Source organism: Pseudomonas botevensis, assembly GCF_019145475.1.
GTDB lineage: Bacteria > Pseudomonadota > Gammaproteobacteria > Pseudomonadales > Pseudomonadaceae > Aquipseudomonas > Aquipseudomonas botevensis.
In genome coordinates this window covers 73,472-88,668 of the sequence record NZ_JAHTKI010000005.1, presented here as the reverse complement: position 1 = coordinate 88,668, position 15,197 = coordinate 73,472, and the positions used below count along the sequence as shown (strand labels likewise).

Here is a 15,197-nt window from a genome sequence, read left to right as displayed (position 1 = left end):
GGCGTTGAAGTAACTATTTACCACCCCCGATCCGCACTGCCAGGTTATTGGCCCGCCGGTCTGACAAGCGCTCTTATAACGGATCGTTCTAAAACTCCCACATCCGTGCCGGGTCAGTTTCTGAGTACCGGCCATTTCGGCGCGGTACGGCAACACCCTCCCCAACGGAAAAACCGGTAAGGACTTTATGTGCGGATTAGCTGGCGAGTTACGTTTTGATCAACAACCTGCAGACCTTGCAGCCATCGAACGAATCACCCATCACCTGGCCCCTCGTGGCCCCGACGCGTGGGGCTTTCATGCCCAGGGGCCGATTGCCCTGGGCCATCGACGCCTGAAAATCATGGACCTGTCGGACGGCTCGGCGCAGCCGATGATCGACAGCCAACTGGGCTTGTCCCTGGCCTTCAACGGCGCGATCTACAACTTCCCGGAACTGCGTGCCGAGCTGGAAGCGCTGGGCTATGCATTCCATTCCGGCGGCGACACCGAAGTGCTGCTCAAGGGCTATCACGCCTGGGGCGAAGCACTGTTGCCCAAGCTCAACGGCATGTTTGCCTTCGCCATCTGGGAGCGCGATGCCCAGCGCCTGTTCATCGCCCGCGACCGCCTCGGTGTGAAGCCGCTGTACCTGTCGCGCACCGGCCAACGCCTGCGCTTCGCCTCGGCCCTGCCGGCGCTGCTCAAGGGCGGTGACATCAACCCGATCCTCGACCCGGTGGCGCTCAACCACTACCTGAATTTCCACGCCGTAGTGCCCGCGCCGCGCACCCTGCTGGCCGGTATCGAAAAACTGCCACCGGCCACCTGGCTGCGCGTTGAGGCCGATGGCCGCACCGAGCAGAAAACCTGGTGGACGCTGCCCTACGGCCCACACGATGACGAGAAAAATCTGACTCTCGAAGACTGGCGCGACCGCGTGCTCGACAGCACCCGTGAAGCGGTGGCGATCCGCCAACGGGCGGCGGTGGATGTCGGCGTGCTGCTCTCGGGCGGTGTCGACTCGAGCATGCTGGTCGGCCTGCTGCGCGAAGTCGGAGTGGAAAATCTGTCGACCTTTTCCATCGGTTTCCAGGATGCCGGCGGCGAGCGCGGCGACGAGTTCCAATATTCGGATCTGATCGCCAGGCATTACGGCACCCGCCACCATCAACTGCGTATCGACGAAAAAGAAATCATCGAGCAACTGCCCGCTGCGTTCCGCGCCATGAGCGAGCCGATGGTCAGCCACGACTGCATCGCCTTCTATCTGTTGTCACGGGAAGTGGCCAGACACTGCAAGGTCGTGCAGAGCGGCCAGGGCGCGGACGAGTTGTTCGCCGGTTATCACTGGTATCCGCAAGTGGATGGCGCGGCCGATCCCCATGCGGCCTATCGCGAGGCGTTTTTCGACCGCAGCTACGACGATTACGCCGCCACGGTACAACCGAAATGGCTGACGGCCAATGACGCTGCCGGCGACTTCGTGAAGGAACATTTCGCACAACCCGGTGCCGACGCCGCCGTGGACAAGGCCCTGCGCCTGGACAGCACGGTGATGCTGGTGGACGACCCGGTCAAACGCGTCGACAACATGACCATGGCCTGGGGTCTGGAAGCGCGCACGCCGTTTCTCGACTACCGACTGGTGGAACTGTCGGCGCGGATTCCCGGGCGGTTCAAGCTGCCCGATGGCGGCAAACAGGTATTGAAAGAAGCCGCGCGACGGGTGATTCCAAGCGAAGTGATCGACCGCAAGAAAGGCTACTTCCCGGTGCCCGGCCTCAAGCACTTGCAGGGTGACACGCTGAACTGGGTACGCGAGCTGCTGCTTGATCCGAGCCAGGATCGCGGCCTGTTCAACCCGGCGATGCTCGACCGCCTGCTGACCGATCCACAAGGCCAACTGACGCCGTTGCGCGGCTCCAAGCTGTGGCAACTGGCGGCCCTGAACCTGTGGCTCAGCGAACAAGGAATCTGATCGATGAAACCCCACGCCACGGCTTACAGCCAACGCCTGTTGCGCGGCCAGACGCCGTCCTATGAACGCTTGCAGGCACGTCTGGCCGAGGACGGCAGCGAACCGGCCAGCGCCCCCATTGCCGTGCATTGCGGCTGGGGCCGGCTGCTGATCGGCCATACCTTTCCGGACCCGGCGAGCCTCGCCGGGGAACTGCTCAACGAGCAGCCAGGGGAGCGCGACATCGCCCTTTACGTCGCCGCGCCGCAGCAGATTCTCGGCCTCGAACCGACTCAACTGTTTCTCGATCCTTCCGACACCCTGCGCCTGTGGTTCAGCGATTATCGCCAGGCGACGCGGGTGTTTCGCGGCTTCCGTATCCGCCGGGCGCAAAGTGATGCGGACTGGCAAGGCATCAACCACTTGTATCAGGCACGCGGCATGCTGCCGATCGATGCCACGCGGCTCACTCCGCATCATCAGGGCGGGCCGGTGTACTGGCTGGCCGAGGACGAGGACAGCGGCGCGGTGATCGGCAGCGTCATGGGCCTCAATCACCACAAGGCCTACAACGACCCGGAAAACGGCAGCAGCCTGTGGTGTCTGGCCGTCGATCCGCAATGCTCGCGTCCCGGCGTCGGCGAAGTGCTGGTGCGCCACCTGATCGAACACTTCATGAGCCGTGGCCTGAGCTACCTCGATCTGTCGGTGCTGCACGACAACCGCCAAGCGAAGAACCTCTACGCCAAACTTGGTTTGCGCAACCTCTCGACCTTCGCCATCAAGCGCAAGAACGGCATCAACCAGCCGCTGTTTCTCGGCCCGGGGCCGGAGGCGCACTTCAATCCGTATGCGCGGATCATCGTCGAGGAGGCCCACCGGCGCGGGATCGACGTACAGGTCGATGACGCCGATGCCGGGCTGTTTACCCTCAGTCACGGCGGGCGGCGGGTGCGCTGCCGCGAATCCCTGAGCGATCTGACCAGCGCCATCAGCATGACCCTGTGCCAGGACAAAAGCCTGACCCACAAGGCATTGAAAGCCGCCGGCCTGAAGCTGCCTTCACAGCAGTTGGCGGGGAATGCCGATGACAATCTGGCGTTTCTCGACGAGCACTCGCGCGTAGTGGTCAAGCCGCTGGACGGTGAACAGGGCCAGGGCGTGGCGGTGGATCTGCAAAGCATCGAAGAGGTGCAGCAGGCCATTGAGGCGGCGAAACAGTTCGACAGCCGGGTGCTGCTGGAGAGTTTTCATGAAGGACTCGATCTGCGGATTCTGGTGATCGGCTTCGAAGTCGTGGCGGCGGCGATCCGGCGCCCGGCGGAAGTGGTCGGCGACGGCCAGCATTCGGTCGGCGCGCTGATCGAAGCCCAAAGTCGGCGCCGACAAGCCGCCACCGGTGGCGAAAGCAAGATTCCGCTGGATCACGAAACCCAGCGCACCTTGCATGCGGCCGGTTACGACTACAGCAGCATCCTGCCGGCCGGCGAACATCTGTTCGTGCGGCGCACGGCCAATCTGCACACCGGCGGCACCCTGGAAGATGTCACGGCGATTCTCCATCCGACACTGATCGACGCAGCCGTAAGGGCGGCGCGGGCGCTGGACATTCCGATGGTCGGCCTCGACCTGATGGTGCCGGCGGCGGACCAGGCGGATTACGTGTTCATCGAAGCCAACGAACGGGCGGGCCTCGCCAACCATGAGCCGCAGCCGACCGCCGAACGCTTTGTCGACTTGTTGTTTCCGCACAGTCAGCCGGCGGTTTCCTGATCTCGCGGTGCCTGGGCGGACGTCTTCGTGGGCAAGCCCACTCCCACAGGGTGATCGCCAGGCGTCACAACTCCACATCTGTCTCCCCATCAGGAGTTCCCTATGACCACCCGAATTCCCGAACCGGATCTGAAGTACCTGCAAAAAGTCCTGCTGGAAATGCTCGCCATCCCCAGCCCGACCGGATTCACCGACACCATCGTGCGCTACGTCGCCGAGCGTCTGGAAGAACTCGGCATTCCCTTCGAAATGACCCGGCGCGGCACCATCCGCGCCACCCTCAAGGGCAAGAAAAACAGCCCCGACCGCGCGGTGTCGGCGCATCTGGACACCATCGGCGCCGCCGTGCGCGCGGTGAAGGACAACGGCCGACTGACCCTCGCGCCCGTCGGTTGCTGGTCGAGCCGGTTTGCCGAAGGCAGCCGGGTCAGCCTGTTCACCGACAACGGCGTGATCCGTGGCAGCGTGTTGCCGCTGATGGCTTCCGGGCATGCGTTCAACACCGCCGTGGACGAGATGCCGATCAGCTGGGATCACGTCGAACTGCGCCTGGACGCCTACTGCGCGACCAAGGCCGATTGCGATTCGCTGGGCATCAGTGTTGGCGACGTGGTGGCGTTCGATCCGCTGCCGGAGTTCACCGAAAGCGGCCACATCAGCGCCCGACATCTGGACGACAAGGCCGGGGTCGCCGCCCTGCTCGCCTCGCTCAAGGCGATCGTCGACAGTGGCGAAGAACTGATGATCGACTGCCACCCGCTGTTCACCATCACCGAGGAAACCGGCAGCGGCGCGGCGGCCGCCCTGCCGTGGGACGTCAGCGAATTCGTCGGTATCGATATCGCCCCGGTGGCGCCGGGTCAGCATTCCAGCGAACACGCCGTCAGCGTGGCGATGCAGGATTCCGGCGGGCCCTACGACTATCACCTGTCGCGGCACCTGCTGCGCCTGGCCAGTGACAATGAGTTGCCGGTGCGCCGCGACCTGTTCCGCTACTACTTCAGCGACGCCCATTCGGCAGTGACCGCCGGGCATGACATCCGCACCGCCCTGCTCGCCTTCGGCTGCGATGCCACCCACGGTTACGAGCGTACCCACATCGACAGCCTCGCGGCGCTCAGTCGCCTGCTCGGTGCGTACATCCTCAGTCCGCCGGTGTTCGCCAGCGATGCGCAACCGGCCAATGCCTCCCTGGATCGCTTCAGTCATCAGATCGAGCACGAGACGCAGATGGAAAGCGATACCCGGGTGCCCTCGGTGGACAGTCTGGTCGGGCAGCGGTCGGACAGCTGAAGACTGTGGTGTCTGGCTCCCACAGGAATACCGCCATCCTTGGGGGAGCCGGGCTTGCCCGCGAAGAGGCCGGAACAGACAACGGAGCAATCGCGCACTGGTCGCCATCGATCATTCGCCGTAGCATCCCGACATTGATTTAGCCGAGGTGCCCATGCTCATCCCCCACGACCAACTCGAAGTCGACACCCTCACCCGCCTGATCGAGGATTTCGTCACCCGCGACGGCACCGACAACGGTGACGACACCCCGCTGGAAACCCGCGTGCTGCGGGTTCGCCAGGCGTTGATCAAGGGTCAGGCGATGATCGTCTTCGACCCGGAAAGCGAGCAGTGCCAGTTGATGCTCAAGCACGACGTACCCAAGCACCTGTTCGACTGACCGCGCTCAGCGGCCCTTGGCGTTGGCCTGTTTGCGCTGTATCCGTTCGTAGACTTCGGCGCGGTGCACGTTGACCTGCTCCGGCGCCTCGATCCCGAACCGCACGCTGGTGCCGTTGACCGCCAGAACGCGCAGGGAAATGTTGTCGCCGATGGAAATCAATTCACCGACAACACGGCTGAGTACAAGCATTGGGTTCGTCCTTCAAGGTTTGCGAGCCTTGAAGATGCGCGGCCCGGGGCCGCTCGACAATGCGCTGTGGGCAATTCAGTCATGCCCTACAGCAGCGGACTCGCCAGCCTTCGGAAATTTCCTGCAAATCCGGCAAATCCTTCCCGCCGTCAGGCCGCCGAGAACTTCGGCCCGAACAGAATCACGCTGGCGCCGATCACGCACAACGCCACGCCGATCCAGTCCGAACCCAGCGGCCGAATGCGTTCGACCACGGCCAGCCAGCCAATCGAGGCGATGATGTAGATGCCGCCATATGCGGCGTAGGCGCGGCCGGCGTAAGCCGCTTCGACGCGGGTCAGCAGCACGGCGAACAGAGTCAGGCTGAGCAATGCCGGGATCACCCACACAGCGCTCTTGCCCTGGCGCAGCCACATCCAGAAGGCGAAGCAGCCGGCGATTTCGAACAGCGCGGCGAGGAAAAACCAGAGGTAGTTGAGCATGCAGATGTCTCGTCAGGGTAACCGTTGCGGGCCACCCTAACGATGCGTCATCCAGGCGGCAAGCTCAGCCGTTGCTTTGCTTGGCCTTGGCGCGCATTTTCTCGGCCATGGAAGTCATTTCGTCGTACAGCAATTGCGGGTTTTTCTGCTTGATCGCCCACGCCATGCGCCCTTGTTCATGAGGCAGGATCATGAACTCGCCGGCAGCGACCTGCTGGTAGATATAGTCGGCAATGTCGGCGGCGCTGATCGGCGAGCTTTCCAGCAACTTGCCGACCTGGGCTTTCATCGCCGGGGTCGGGCCACGGAAGGAGTCCAGCAGATTGGTCTGGAAGAACGACGGGCAAACCACATGCACGCCGACTTCCTGCTGGGCCAGTTCGATCAACAGGCTTTCCGACAGTGCCACCACGCCGGCCTTGGCCACGTTGTAGTTGCTCATCGCCGGGCCTTGCATCAGCGCCGCCATGGACGCGATGTTGATGATCTTGCCCCGGCTCTGCTCCAGCAGCGGCAGGAACGCCTTGCAACCCTTGACCACACCCATCAGGTTGATCGCGATCTGCCAGTCCCAGTCCTCCAGCGACAACTCGCTGAAGAAGCCGCCCGACGCGACCCCGGCGTTGTTGACGATGATATCGATGCCGCCGAACTTCTCTTCGCACGCCTGGGCGAACGCGGTGAGCTGGCTGTAATCACGCACATCGCAGCGCTGGATGAAGCCGTCGCCGCCCGCTTCGCGCACCAGCTTCAGGGTTTCCTGCAAGCCGGGTTCGCTGACATCCGACAAGGCCAGCCGCCAGCCCTCACGCGCCCAGCGCAGCGCGATTTCGCGACCCAGGCCAGAGCCTGCACCAGTGATCATCATGCGATTTTGCATAGCAGACAGCCTTGTTGTTCCGGGGAAGATGCGCGGAGTGTAGCGAAGGATCCGCAGCGACCCACGCTCCATCAGATTGCTGAATGGCAAGGGCAAACCAACAGCAACGAGCCGCTGTTCTTTTGCTCTTGATGATCGGTAAAAACGAAATAAGCCCTCGCTCCAAATACCCTGAAAAAACTTTGAATTTTCTTTCATCGGCACGGGTCGGAATTTGTAAGCCGTCTGGATTTAGTTCAACTCCAGTCGCCCTCGACACCAAGACTTTTCCGAACACTCTCAACAAGGAAACAAGACATGGGCACAATTCTCATCATTATCCTGATCCTGTTGCTGATCGGTGGTCTGCCGGTCTTCCCGCACTCCAGAAGTTGGGGTTATGGCCCCTCGGGCATTATCGGCGTGGTGCTGGTTGTACTGTTGGTGCTGTTGTTACTCGGTCGGATATGACGTTTTACCGACAAAAAAAGAGGCCCTTGAAAAGGCCTCTTTTTTATTGTGCCGGTTAATCAGTCCGGCTTGCCGTTAACGACACCGGCGGTGTTGTCCATCAGACTCTTGGTCGCGGTCTGGATGAACGATTCAAGCTTCTGCTTGAGCGCGGCTTCATCCGGCGAGGCCGGAATCACTTCACCTTTCGGATTGGCGCCCAGCTCGTATTGATAGAGCTTTGGCGGCATTTCCTTGGGCAGTACCAGTACGCGGTCGGCAGTCACCAGGGCCACGGTCTGATCGCTGCCCGAAGGCTTGATCATGCCGAAACCCTTGTCGCCTTCCGGCAGGTTCAGCAGGTCGCGACCCCAGCACTGATGCACCACGTCGCCACCGACGCGACCCATGATGGTCGGCACGATGTCGATCTGGGTGCCAACGGTGTGGTCACGCTGACCGAACTTCTCCTGAATGCCCGGCGCGATCATCAGCATCGGCACGTTGAAGCGGCCCAGATCCATCTCGGTGATCTGCTGTTCGTTGCCGAAACCATGGTCACCCACGACCACGAACAGGGTTTCCTTGAAGTACGGCTCCTTGCGCGCCTTCTCGAAGAACTGACCCAACGCCCAATCGGAGTAACGCATGGCCGTCAGGTGTTCGTTGAGGGTGCCACGGTCGGTCACGCGCTCGACCGGCAAAGGCGTCGGCAAAGCATACGGCGTGTGGTTGGACAGGGTTTGCAACAAGGCATAGAACGGCTTCTTGTCCTTGCCGTCGCGCGCTTTCAACTCTTCCAGGCCACGGTTGAACATGTCCTGGTCGGACACGCCCCACGTCGGGTCGGAGAACACCGGATTGACGAAGTCGTTACGGCCGACGAAGTTGGTCATGCCCTGGTTGCTGAAGAAGCCCGACTGGTTGTCCCAGGCAAAATCACCGTTGTAGACATACACATCGTCATAGTCGCGAGCACTGAGCAGTTGCGGCAGACCGGACAACTTGTGGCTGCCTTCCGGGGTCTGCATCAGGTATTCGAAGCCCGGCAGGTTCGGGAAGCAGGCCATGGTGGCGAACATGCCCTGGTGGGTATGGGTGCCGTTGGAGAAGAAGCGGTCGAACAGCAGGCCTTCCTTCGACAACTGGTCGAAGTACGGGGTGATGTTGCCCGGACGGCCCAGCGCGCCCACCGAGTGGCCGGCGAAGCTTTCCATCAGGATCACGACGACGTTCTTGATCGGCAGGGTCTTGTCGGCATTCGGCGTGTACTCACGGCGAATCGCGGCGATATCGGCATCGACCAGTTTGTCGCTCGGGGTCAGCAGCATGTCCCGCACGGTCTGCTGGGCCAGCGGCTGATCGAGGGTGGCCTTCCAGATGTTGTTGCGGTCTTCGCCCATCCGGTCCTTGGCTGCCGCGATCAGCGACAGCGTGCCGTTGAGGCCGAGCTGGTTGGCGAAGTTCGACTCGGTGGTGTACACATCACCCCAACGCAGTGGCGGGCCTTGACGCAGGGTGCCACGGGCGGCGACCACGCAGATCAACAGGCAGACCACGAATACCGCCAGACGCGCGTACCACGGCGCAACCTGACGGGTGCCGACGTTACCACCGCTGAACGGGCCGCGCGGGCGCGTGGCGCGGTCGGCGCCCTTGAACGCCAGGGTCAGGATCAGCGTGCCCACGGCCCAGGCCAGCAGGTAGCGCACCACCGGGAAACCGTACCAGAGCATGCTCATCACGGTTTTCGGGTCTTCCTTCACGTACTGGAACACCAGGCCGTTGAGGCGCTGGTGGAACTCGCGGTAGAAGTCCATCTCCATCAGGCCGAGGAACAGCGCGATGCTCGAAGCCACGGTCAGCCACAGACGGAAGAATCCGCGTGCCGCCATCGCCCGCGCGCTGAACAGCGCCAGCAGCAGCGGAATGCAGACGTAGACCACCAGCCGCAGGTCGAACCGCAGGCCGTTGGCGAAGGCTTCGAGGAAGGTCGAAGCCGGGGTGTCGAGGATCATCTCGCGGTTGTAGACCAGCAGCGCGAGGCGCAGCACGGAAAACATCACCATCATGACCAGCGCGCACAGCAGCGTGTAGGCCAGATGCGATTTGACGGTCGGTTGCAGCAGGCGACTGGAAGATCGCTGCTGATTCAGGGCGTCCGGGTTTGCCATGTCGTTTTAGGACCCATTGGAAGTTGAAATTGCAGAAAAACAGCTGCGCCCTGCCCTCTGTTGGCCATTCCAGGCCCCGGGGCTTGCGCGGTGCGCAAATGTTGCCCGATCACTGGCAGCATTGCCATTGATTACTGCCCCGCTGTCCGGTTGTTTCATCTAATGCCCGGTAAAGCGGGACACGCAGCAAACAGCGCGGGCGAATTGTCTTTAAGACTTTGTGAAAATTTCGTGCAACGCATATCTGGAAACACAATTAAGCCTAAAAGCAAAACGCCCCGAATCGATCGGGGCGTTTGCCAATGAATGCAGCGCTTATTTCTCGGCGCGCTCTTTAAGGGCTTTGAGCGTATTGAACGGAGCATCGACGACAAACTTGTTGGCAATCATCGACGGCACGCTGCCACCCGGCTCAGTGTGAACTTGATAAGTCACTTTGACCTGGTCGCCCTGCGGTTCGAACTTCCAGAAACCCTTGACCTGGGCAACCCGGACAAAACCTTTTTCTTCTGGCATGTACTTCGGCACGCCTTCCAGATTCCGGGTCAGGCTGCCATCGGCGCCTTCGACGGTGGTGACGTGCAGGATCGAGTCACGCGGGGTCACCGGCCAAGGCGTGTTGAACTGGGTGTAGGTCCAGCTCTGGTCGCCTTCGTGCTTGAGCAGTTTCTGGGTCTTGCACTCGTGGATCCAGGCGCAGGCACCGGAGACGTCTTCCTGCAAGGCGCGCAATTTGGCAACGGTGGTCTTCATCAGGGTCACGCCCTGATACGACTTGTAATCCGAACCCGGTACTTCAGCCAGGGAGACTTTGATCCCGTCCGCTTCCTTGGCGACTTTCCAGTCTTCGGCCTGGGCGGCCGTGGTGGCCAGCACAGCGGTCAAACCACACAACACAGCGATACGATGCAGCGAACCCATAGTCTTATTCCTTATTGTTGAAGTTCCGTTCGTTTGACACATCACGCCGCCGTCATTTGCTCCCACCAGCCGAGCAATCTGATCGCGTCTTCCTGACTGCTTCCGCAGACCTCCACATCGGCCGAAAACCCGGAACAGACCGCCGGACGCTCCGGTTGGCCGAAAATGCTGCACAGGTTTTCGACCGACAGCTGAACGCAACGTTCGCCGGCCGGCTTACCGTCGGGCATGCCCGGAATCGGCGAACTGATGGAAGGGGCTATGCAACAGGCGCCACAGCCTTCACGGCATTTCATGACGTCGAGTTCCTCGCGACGGGCAATGCATTAAAGAGACGCGGAACAGGGTAACCGCTAAAACGGCTGTTTTAAATTCCCTGGACCGGGGTTTTTACGCAGAAACGAAAGTGACTGACCAGTCTCCGACAAAGCGTCTGGTCAGCGGGTCACCGGGGAGCGACGATTTACTGTTTGAATTCGAAATCCAGCGCGGCGCCTTCGACTTCGCGACGCTCTTCGTTGCGCAGTTGCAACTGCATTTCGTTGCTGAGCAGACGGCCGTTGAGCTGGAATCCGCTGTTCTTCTCGCCAAACATCTGCGGCAGGATCGGCTCGTGCCGTGTCAGCGGGACGGTGCCGACCGGCTTCAACTGTTGAACCATGTCCTTGGGCAGGCTCAGATCCAGCTTGGCGGGCGGCAGCTGGGTTTTCACCACTTCGCTGGCCGGTTTCGACTTGGAGGCGATCGGGGCGCGTTTTTTTACCGGTGCGGCTTTCTTCGGCGGTGCTTTCTTCGCCGCAGCCGCCGGTTTAGGGGTTGCCGGTTTTTTCGCGGTGCTGGCCGCTGGCGGCTTTTCAGGTGCGCCGGCCGCCACGACGCCTGGCGCGTGACCCAACAACAGCAGGCAGACGAAAACCCAGGCGGCAGGAAAAATCGCTTTCATGAACCCAACGACGCTAACGGCAGAGGGCCATATGCTCGCCTGTCGGGCGTCACATGACAAGCTCCGCCTACCCGTCAGAGAAACCCGGCGGTTTCCTGACAGAGTTGCGTCGCCAACAGTCCGAGGGTCATCAAGGTACGCTCGGCTTCGCGATTCCACGGGATTCCGCAGTTCATCCGGATGCAATGGTTGAACTGCTCGGTGTTACTGAAAATCAGCCCCGGTGCAATGCTGATGCCCTGCTGCAGGGCACGGACGTGCAACTCCTGAGTGTTGACCCGCCCTGGCAGACTCACCCACAGAATGAATCCACCGGTGGGCCGGGTCATCTGTGTACCTTCAGGGAAGTACTGCTGCACCGCCAACTGGAAGGCGCTGAGGTTTTTCCGGTACTCCTGGCGGATGTACCGCAAATGCCGGTCATACCCGCCGTTTTCCAGGTAAGCGGCAATCGCCATCTGCGTGACGCTGCACGCCGAGTGGGTGCTGAACGTCTGCAGGCGCTGGATTTCCTGCTGGTACTTGCCGGCGATCATCCAGCCGATCCGCACACCCGGAGAAAGGGTTTTGGAAAAGCTTGAACAGTAGATCACCCGGTCCAGCCGGTCGTAGGCCTTGAGCGCCTTGGTTCGGCCCTGCTCGAACATCAGTTCGCCATAGATGTCGTCTTCGACGATCTGAATATCGAAATCCGACGCCAGGCGCAGCAGTTGCTTCTGCCGCTCTTCGGGCATGGTGCCGCCCAGCGGATTGCTCAGGCGCGTGGTCAACACCAACGCCTTGATCGACCATTGGTTGGCCGCCAGTTGCAGGGCTTCGAGGCTCATGCCGGTGGCGGGATCACTGGGAATTTCGATGACCTTGAGGCCCAGCAGGTCGGCCAGTTGCAGCAGACCGTAATAGGTCGGTGACTCGGCGGCGATCAGGTCGCCCGGACGGGTCAGCACTCGCAGCGACATCTGCAAGGCATCGACACAGCCGTGGGTGATCACCACTTCCGAAGGGTCGACCACCACACCGGCATCGCGCATGCGGATCGCCACCTGGCGGCGCAGCGGCTCGAACCCGGGGCTGAACATGTAGCTGAACGCCCGAGGGCTGTGGAATCGGGTGACTTTGGCCAACTGCTGGTGCAGGGCGCGCACGGGCAGGTAATCGACACTCGGCACCGCCGCGCCCAACGGAAACACGCCTTCGCGGCGCGACTCGACCAACACCTGCTGGATGATGCTGCTGCGGGTGACCAGACCGGGCCGCTCGACCCGGGCGATGTCCGGGGTCGGCGCGGTCAGGGCCGGTGTCTGGTGTACGTAATAGCCGGACTGCGGCCGCGCACGGATCAGCCCCTGATCTTCGAGGTTGGCATACGCCTGCAACACCGTCGCATGGCTGACGTTGAGCTGCGAACTCATCTTGCGTACCGAGGGCACGCGCTCGCCTGGCTGATAGACGCCACGCCGGATGTCTTCGGCCAGTTGTTGAGCAATACGTTGGTAGAGCAAGAGATTGGTCATGACGCAGCACTCGATTTCACGGGCATTTTATTCTTGTGTGAAACAATACCGGAACAGTTTAGAAGTGTACTGGGACAGTTGCCACATTACTCGACCGTACAGTGCAGTGTCAGCCCCCAACTGTTAGGTTTGCGCGCCAATCGACAGACGTAAAAAAGCCCGGCGCTGCATGACAGCCCGGGCTTTCCAGTAACGCAGCCCTCAGCGGGCGGCGCCGAGCTGGCCTTTTTCGTCGGAGAACACGATTTCCACCCGACGGTTCTGCGCCCGCCCACGCTCGGAAGCGTTGGCGTCCACCGGGTATTCGTCGCCGTAACCTTCGACCTGAATACGCTTGTCCTCGATGCCCAGATCCATCAGCACATCCGCCACTGCCTGCGCGCGATCGCGGGACAGCTTGAGGTTTTCCTGCTTGCCGCCGGTGCTGTCGGTGTAACCCTCGATGCGCACCACGCGCTTGGGATTGAGTTGCAGGAACTGGACGATCTTCAGCACCACGCGGTTTGCCGAGTTCTTCAACTCGGCTTCACCGGTGTCGAACAACACATCGCCGAGGGTCATCACCAGACCCCGATCGGTCTGGGTCGTGGCCAGCGCGACAATTTGCTCCTCGAGCCATTTGCCCTGCTGCTGCACGCTCAGCAGTTTCGACTCACGCAGGGCCAGTTGCAGGCGCTGACGCTCCAGTTCCAGCTTGGCCGCGCGCTCTTCGTTGAGCGCCTGAGTGGTGTGCTCGCGGGCAATTTCACTGTAGCGCTGACTCAGGTAGGCGTAATGCACCACGTCCGAACCGCTGCCCCAGTAAGTCGACAGGCGATCGGCCCGGGCCAGGGACTCACCGGCACGGATCACGTCCTTCGGCGCGATCCGCAACACATTGGAATCTTCCTTGACCTTCTGGAAATCGGCACCGGCCTGCTGCAATGCGGCTTCGCTGTGCTGACCGGCGCAACCGTAGAGGCTGGCGCAGCCGGCGAGGATCAGAGCGCCGATGACGTTGGACTTCAGGCTCATTGGGCATCTCCCAATTGCTTGCGCAGCCGGACGATGCGGGTATTGAGCACGTTCACCTGTTCTTCACTTTTCTGGGTCAGCACCTTGGCTTCGGCCAGACGCGCGTCCAGTTCAGCCTGCTCGGCACGCATCCGCGCGTTCTTGAAGGATTGATCGGCCATGTTGCCCTTGGCCCGGTTGAACTTGCCTTCCGCCAGCTTCATTTCCGGCACTTCGTCGGCGGTGGCGCCAACGGCCTTGGCCTGCTCGAGCGCCTGCTCGGTGAGGCGAAATTGTTCGTTGGGTGCCGGATCGCTGGCGCAACCGGCCAGGGCCAGAACAGCCATGGCGGCGAAAAGAGGTCGAATACTCACTAAGAATCCCTACTGTTTTGGGGCACTGACAGGTTGTGGCTGCTGCGGCTGGGGCTGCTGTTGCTGAGCCTTCCAGCGCTCGATATTGCGTTGCAGCGCGGCTTCCGTCAGTCCGGACGCGGGCAATTCTGTCATCTTTTTTGCCAACTGTCCGCGCAACCACGGATCGTTGCAGGCGGAGTTATGCGAAACCGCGAGGAACAGGCCGGGCCGATCGACCGGTTGCTCGAAGGCCAGCAGATCATTGGCCATGCCCAGCGCCTGTGCGGCCGCCATGCCCGAGTAGCGACCGGCGAGTACATATTCCACCTCGCCCAGAAGCAATTTCTGAAAGGCCTGAGTCAGGTTTGCCGTGCGGATCAGGGTCAATTGCTGCTCGGCGAAAGTGCCGAATGCCTGGGTCATTCGAGACTTTTCCGACAAGCCGCCGGTATGCCCGTGCAGGTCCTTTGCTTCGCTGTAGACCAGGGTCGAGCCTTTGCGGGTCCACACCAGATAGTCGTTTTCCAGCAACGGCGGGTGAATGTAATCGAAGTTTTCCAGCTCGTTCAGGGTCAGCGGGGCATCGGCCAGCATGTCCATCCGGCCGCTGCGCACCTCATCCAGCGCCTGGGAGCGCTTGCCGGCGTAAAGCAACTCAACCTTGATCCCCAAATCCTTGGCGATCTGTTGCAGCAGATCAGCACTGGCGCCGATCAGCTGTTTGGGGTTCTGCGGATCCTGCCACAGGTACGGCGGCGCATCCGGGCTGCCGGTGACCACCAGGCGTTCGCACTTGCCGGCAGCCACGGCCAGCCCCGGTGCCAGTGCCGACACCCACAATAACGAGCAGCCCAACCGGCGGCGCAGATCCATGGCGTAACGCTCCCACTCAAACCCGAGACAAAAAAAAGCCCGACCAACAGGCC

General features: G+C 61.6%; 16 protein-coding genes. 5 read left to right on the top strand and 11 right to left on the bottom strand.

All coding sequences use genetic code 11. The features are described 5' to 3' along the window. Positions 1-187: 187 nt before the first annotated feature. The 4 genes from KVQ74_RS08960 (at position 188) to KVQ74_RS08945 (ending at position 5,387) form a co-directional block, all read left to right on the top strand. The gene (locus tag KVQ74_RS08960) at positions 188-1,960 is read left to right on the top strand and encodes an N-acetylglutaminylglutamine amidotransferase (protein WP_217830714.1); all 1,773 of its coding nucleotides are present in this window, start codon (positions 188-190) and stop codon (positions 1,958-1,960) included. Positions 1,961-1,963: 3 nt separating this feature from the next. Beyond that, a complete protein-coding gene (ngg, locus tag KVQ74_RS08955) occupies positions 1,964-3,712 on the top strand; it encodes an N-acetylglutaminylglutamine synthetase (protein WP_217830713.1) in 1,749 nt (582 codons plus the stop codon). 102 nt (positions 3,713-3,814) lie between these two features. Then, positions 3,815-5,005: an osmoprotectant NAGGN system M42 family peptidase gene (locus KVQ74_RS08950; protein WP_217830712.1), complete on the top strand. Its 1,191-nt coding sequence runs from the start codon at positions 3,815-3,817 to the stop codon at positions 5,003-5,005. A 154-nt stretch (positions 5,006-5,159) separates the two neighbouring features. Next, positions 5,160-5,387, top strand: coding sequence for a YheU family protein (locus tag KVQ74_RS08945; RefSeq protein WP_217830711.1), 228 nt, complete (start codon positions 5,160-5,162; stop codon positions 5,385-5,387). A gap of 6 nt (positions 5,388-5,393) precedes the next feature. On the opposite strand, the gene csrA is transcribed toward KVQ74_RS08945, so the two are convergent. From csrA to KVQ74_RS08930, 3 genes are all read right to left on the bottom strand, one after another. Then, positions 5,394-5,579 carry a carbon storage regulator CsrA gene (csrA, locus tag KVQ74_RS08940; RefSeq protein WP_217830710.1) on the bottom strand — a complete coding sequence of 62 codons (186 nt, stop codon included), beginning with the start codon at positions 5,577-5,579 and terminating at the stop codon, positions 5,394-5,396. 149 nt (positions 5,580-5,728) lie between these two features. Further along, positions 5,729-6,061, bottom strand: coding sequence for a YnfA family protein (locus KVQ74_RS08935; RefSeq protein ID WP_217830709.1), 333 nt, complete (start codon positions 6,059-6,061; stop codon positions 5,729-5,731). Positions 6,062-6,125: 64 nt separating this feature from the next. Next, positions 6,126-6,941 carry an SDR family oxidoreductase gene (locus KVQ74_RS08930; RefSeq protein ID WP_217830708.1) on the bottom strand — a complete coding sequence of 272 codons (816 nt, stop codon included), beginning with the start codon at positions 6,939-6,941 and terminating at the stop codon, positions 6,126-6,128. Positions 6,942-7,238: 297 nt separating this feature from the next. Between KVQ74_RS08930 and KVQ74_RS08925 the strand changes: the two genes are divergently transcribed. Next, a complete protein-coding gene (locus tag KVQ74_RS08925; protein ID WP_003226960.1) occupies positions 7,239-7,391 on the top strand; it encodes a DUF3309 family protein in 153 nt (50 codons plus the stop codon). A gap of 59 nt (positions 7,392-7,450) precedes the next feature. Here the strand turns inward: KVQ74_RS08925 and KVQ74_RS08920 are convergent, their stop codons facing one another. The 8 genes from KVQ74_RS08920 to KVQ74_RS08885 all read right to left on the bottom strand — a co-directional run bounded on the left by KVQ74_RS08920 (position 7,451) and on the right by KVQ74_RS08885 (position 15,144). Continuing rightward, complete coding sequence (locus tag KVQ74_RS08920) at positions 7,451-9,544, bottom strand: LTA synthase family protein (protein ID WP_217830707.1); 2,094 nt, start codon at positions 9,542-9,544, stop codon at positions 7,451-7,453. 315 nt (positions 9,545-9,859) lie between these two features. Further along, the gene (locus KVQ74_RS08915) at positions 9,860-10,465 is read right to left on the bottom strand and encodes an START domain-containing protein (protein ID WP_217830706.1); all 606 of its coding nucleotides are present in this window, start codon (positions 10,463-10,465) and stop codon (positions 9,860-9,862) included. 41 nt (positions 10,466-10,506) lie between these two features. After that, positions 10,507-10,761, bottom strand: a complete 255-nt coding sequence (locus KVQ74_RS08910; protein ID WP_217830705.1) for a YkgJ family cysteine cluster protein — start codon at positions 10,759-10,761, stop codon at positions 10,507-10,509. Between the two features lie 167 nt (positions 10,762-10,928). Then, on the bottom strand, positions 10,929-11,408 hold the full coding sequence (locus tag KVQ74_RS08905) for a translation initiation factor 2 (protein ID WP_217830704.1): 480 nt from the start codon (positions 11,406-11,408) through the stop codon (positions 10,929-10,931). Positions 11,409-11,482: 74 nt separating this feature from the next. After that, the gene (locus tag KVQ74_RS08900) at positions 11,483-12,922 is read right to left on the bottom strand and encodes an aminotransferase-like domain-containing protein (protein WP_217830703.1); all 1,440 of its coding nucleotides are present in this window, start codon (positions 12,920-12,922) and stop codon (positions 11,483-11,485) included. Between the two features lie 201 nt (positions 12,923-13,123). Next, a complete protein-coding gene (locus KVQ74_RS08895) occupies positions 13,124-13,936 on the bottom strand; it encodes an OmpA family protein (protein WP_217830702.1) in 813 nt (270 codons plus the stop codon). Next, positions 13,933-14,289, bottom strand: a complete 357-nt coding sequence (locus KVQ74_RS08890; protein WP_217830701.1) for a DUF4398 domain-containing protein — start codon at positions 14,287-14,289, stop codon at positions 13,933-13,935. Before KVQ74_RS08890 ends, KVQ74_RS08895 begins: the two co-directional genes overlap by 4 nt. A gap of 9 nt (positions 14,290-14,298) precedes the next feature. Continuing rightward, positions 14,299-15,144: a substrate-binding periplasmic protein gene (locus tag KVQ74_RS08885; protein WP_217830700.1), complete on the bottom strand. Its 846-nt coding sequence runs from the start codon at positions 15,142-15,144 to the stop codon at positions 14,299-14,301. Between the last annotated feature and the right edge of the window lie 53 nt (positions 15,145-15,197).